This is a genomic window from Rhodoplanes sp. SY1, assembly GCF_046000175.1.
Classification (GTDB): Bacteria; Pseudomonadota; Alphaproteobacteria; order Rhizobiales; family Xanthobacteraceae; genus Rhodoplanes.
On record NZ_JBEOMB010000153.1, the window covers coordinates 1 to 3504 of the forward strand.

The window sequence follows — 3504 nt, forward strand, 5'->3', positions numbered from 1 at the left end:
GCATCGCCCCGATGCTCAGCCTCGCGGCGACGCCCCCTCACCCGACGTCCGCGCTGAAGCGCGGACGTCGACCTCTCCCCGCACGCGGGGAGAGGTGAAGATCGCCTGCCGCTCCGAACTCATTTCTTCTGCCTTGTGAACTAGTCATGACCACGGCGGCGTTGTTTCTCGGGTTTCTGGTCCTCTTCGTGCTCGGCACCCCGGTCGCGGTGGCGCTCGGGCTCGCCGGGACGCTCGCCATCTGGCTCGGCGATCTCGGCGTGATGAGCGTGCCGACCCAGGCCTACACGGGCATCGCCAAGTACCCGCTGCTGGCCGTGCCCATGTTCGTTCTGGTCGGGGCGATCTTCGACCGCTCCGGCGTCGCGCTGCGGCTCGTCAACTTCGCCACCGTGCTGGTCGGGCGGCGGCCGGGCGCGCTCGCCGCCGTCACCGTGATGGTGAGCATGTTCCTCGGCGGCATCTCGGGCTCCGGCCCGGCGAATGCGGCCGCGGTCGGCGGCGCCATGATCGGGGCGCTGTCGCGCGCCGGCTACCCGCGCGCCTTCTCGGCGAGCGTGATCGGCGCGGCGGCCGCGACCGACATCCTGATCCCGCCGTCGATCGCCCTGATCATCTACTCGGTGCTGGTGCCGCAGGCCTCGGTGCCGGCCCTGTTCGCGGCCGGCATGATCCCCGGGATTCTCGCCGGCCTCGCCCTGATGGGGCCGATCTTCTGGATGTCGCAGAAGCACGGCTTCGGCCTCGCCGAGAAGGATCTGCCGCGCCCGCCGTTCTGGCGCTCGCTGATGGAGGCGAGCTGGGGCCTGATGGCGCCGGTGCTGATTCTCGGCGGCATGCGGGCCGGCTGGTTCACGCCGACCGAGGCCGCCGTGATGGCGGTCGTCTACGGCCTGTTCGTCGGCTTCGTGGTCTATCGCACGCTGACGATCCGCGACCTCTACGAGATGCTGGTCGAAGCGGCCGAGATCTCCGGCGTGATCCTCACCGTCGTCGCGCTCGCCGCGATCTTCGGCTACGCCGGCTCGACGCTCGGCGTGTTCGACCGCGCCGCGACCGCCATCGTCGCGACCGGCGGCAGCGAGTACGTCATCCTCGCCATGCTGATCGCCATGCTGATCGTCATCGGCATGTTCTTGGACGGCGTATCGACCTTCCTGATCCTGCTGCCGCTCTTGATGCCGATCGCGCAGAAGTTCGGCTGGGATCCGGTGTGGTTCGGCGTGCTCCTCACGCTCAAGATCGCGATCGGCCAGTTCACGCCGCCGATGGCCGTCAACCTGATGGTGTCGTGCCGCATCGCCGGGGTGCCGATGGAGGCGACGCTGCGCTGGGTCGGTCCGCTGATCGCCGCGATGTTCGGCGTGCTGGTGCTGCTGATCGCCGTGCCCGAGCTGGCGCTGTGGCTGCCGCGCGTGCTGGGGTACTGAGGACCGGTTTCGGGAAAATGTCGCGGGCCGGCCCGGCCCGGCAACAAAGGCGGGTGTCGCGGGCCGATCTTCGCCACGATGCTGCAGTGCAACATTCGCATTTCTGCAGTATGATGTGGTCCGCTGGGTTTCTCGGTCCGTATGCGGGCATCGTCCGCCCGGCCATGCCCGTCTGACCGACGATTTCATTGGTGACACGAATTTGGTGCTGAACATCGACATGTCTCTTCCGGCCGACCACGTCCAACGCTTCGCCCTTAGCGACGAGGTCCATGCCCGCCCGCCCGAGGCGCTGACCACGCCGAGCCGCGTCTCCTATCTGGCGCTGGTGTCGCCGTGGGAGGACCGCGAGCTGGAATGGCAGGGCGTCTGCGACCTCGCCCGCCGGTTCGGCGCGACGGCGCCGTTTCCCGGTTCCAACCACTATTCCGGCCAGCTCGGCGACTTCCGCCTGGTGTGGGAGCGGCATGGCGAGTTCGCCCGCTACACCTTCATCGCCGCCGGCCTCGGCGGCAGCGACGACCCGTTCGCCGAGCCGGCGATCGCGCTCGCCCCGGCGAGCTGGGTGGCGGCCCGGCCCGGCCAGGTGATCGTCGCGGCGCATGCCGCCGTGGTGAAGGCCGACAACGGCCCTGTCGATCCCGACATCGTGGCGTCGACGCTGTTCCGCGGCAACGCGCTGGTCGGCGGCCCGGTGTCGGACCGCGCCGCCGTCGCCTTCACGGATCTGCGCATCCACGCCGACGGCTTCGGCCGGTTCCTCGTGCAGGATCGGCACATGACGCCGCTGCAGGCGGGCCGCGTGGTGCAGCGGCTGCTGGAGATCGAGACCTACCGGATGATGGCGCTGCTGGCGCTGCCGGTCGCCCGCGAGCTGGCGCCGTTCCTGGCCGATCGCGAGAAGGAGCTGGCGCAGGTCACCGACGCGCTGGTCGCCGCCGGCGAGGCGGACGAGCCGGTGCTGCTCGAACGGCTGACCCGGCTCGAGGCCGAGATCGAGAGCCGCGAGGCCGCGAACCTGTTTCGCTTCGGCGCCGCGCTCGCCTATCACGACCTGGTCCAGCGCCGGATCACCGAGCTGCGGGAGGAGCGCATCCAGGGCATCCAGACGCTGCGCGAGTTCATGGACCGCCGGCTGGTGCCGGCCATGAACACCTGCAAGGCGGTGTCGGAGCGGCAGCAGTCGCTGTCCGACCGGGTGGCGCGGGTGACCCAGCTCCTGTCGACCCGCGTCGACATCACCCGCGAGCGGCAGAACCGCGCGGTGCTGGAATCGATGAACCGCCGCGCCAAGCTGCAGCTCCAGCTGCAGTCGACCGTCGAGGGTCTGTCGGTCGCGGCCGTCACCTATTACGTCGTCGGCCTGATCGGCTATCTGGCCAAGGGCGCCTACACGGCCGGGTTCCCGGTCAGCCCGGAGATCGCCATGGGCGCCTCGATCCCGGTGGTCGCCGCGGCCGTCTGGCTCGGGCTGCGCGGCTTCCGCAAGCGGGTCGCCCACGGCGAGCACTGACCGCGATATCGAACTCGTCGACGGAGCGGCCGCGCGGCCGCCCCGTCTCCTCCACATCCTCACACCGTTCTTCGGTGCACACCGGTCCGTGACCACCGGCACAGGCCCGACACGGACGCGCCGCAATCCGGTCAACCTCCTGATTATCGTAAGGAACGTACCCGCTCGGGAGCGCTCCGGAGAACCCGAGCGGCGCCCGCGGCAGCGCCTCCGACGCGCCGATCCCACCAGCCTCGTCCCGCGTCACCACGCCGGCGATGTCAGGTCCATGCCGATCCCGAGCTCCGTCTCGTCACCCATGAGGATTCGTATGTGCAAGCTCCAGCGGTTGCTCCTGGCGGGCACCGTCCTGTCTGGTCTCGTCGGAACGCAGGTGCTGGTCGCCCCGCCGACGATGGCGCAGGCGCCGGCCCCCGCGACCGAGGAGCAGAAGCCCGGCCAGCGGCCGCCGCCGCGGCCCGGCCAGCCGCCCGCCCAGCAGCAGCGTCCGGCCCAGCCGCCGGCGCAAGCGCCGGCGCCGCCGCAGCGCCCGGCCCCGCCACCGCCTCCTCCACCGCCGGT

At 70.7% G+C, this 3504-nt stretch carries 2 protein-coding genes and 1 pseudogene; all 3 read left to right on the top strand.

Going from position 1 to position 3504, the window contains the following annotated elements; translation table 11 throughout:
* The first annotated feature begins 146 nt into the window (after positions 1-146).
* Positions 147-1430 (top strand): TRAP transporter large permease, encoded by a 1284-nt coding sequence (locus ABTU92_RS26360; protein WP_408094569.1) that lies wholly within the window; start codon positions 147-149, stop codon positions 1428-1430.
* 220 nt (positions 1431-1650) lie between these two features.
* Positions 1651-2943: a DUF3422 family protein gene (locus ABTU92_RS26365; RefSeq protein WP_408094570.1), complete on the top strand. Its 1293-nt coding sequence runs from the start codon at positions 1651-1653 to the stop codon at positions 2941-2943.
* A gap of 310 nt (positions 2944-3253) precedes the next feature.
* Positions 3254-3504, top strand: a pseudogene (locus ABTU92_RS26370) (hypothetical protein); the annotation flags it as partial.

Coding starts and splice junctions, on each gene's coding strand:
- ABTU92_RS26360 (WP_408094569.1), top strand. CDS start 147: ATGACCACGGCGGCGTTGTTTCTCGGGTTTCTGGTCCTCTTCGTGCTC.
- ABTU92_RS26365 (WP_408094570.1), top strand. CDS start 1,651: ATGTCTCTTCCGGCCGACCACGTCCAACGCTTCGCCCTTAGCGACGAG.